This is a genomic window from Mesorhizobium sp. M1A.T.Ca.IN.004.03.1.1, from assembly GCF_003997555.1.
Taxonomy (GTDB): Bacteria; Pseudomonadota; Alphaproteobacteria; order Rhizobiales; family Rhizobiaceae; genus Mesorhizobium.
The window spans coordinates 1-255 of the sequence record NZ_RZTV01000655.1; the positions used below are offsets into that span (position 1 = coordinate 1).

The window sequence follows — 255 nt, forward strand, 5'->3', positions numbered from 1 at the left end:
GTGGGCGACGCCCACGCGCACCGTCGCCGCCTGGCTGAGGCCTAGCGGGATCATGAAGGCGATCGAAGCCCATTGCAGGGCGATGCCGTGGGCGGCGAGTTCGATCGTGCCGATATAGCCCATCAGCAGCGAGGCCACCGTGAACAGGCTGACCTCGGCAAGGATGGTGACGCTGATCGGGAAGCCGAGCCGGATGACTTCCAGCAGCGCATGCCAGTCGGGCTTCCAGAACCGCACGAAGATCTCGTAGCGGCG

At 65.9% G+C, this 255-nt stretch carries 1 protein-coding gene; it reads right to left on the minus strand.

Annotated features, from left to right (window positions below; genetic code table 11):
* The coding region (locus EOD29_RS33275) for an MATE family efflux transporter (RefSeq protein ID WP_245475515.1) at positions 1–255 on the minus strand (255 nt) is incomplete at both ends.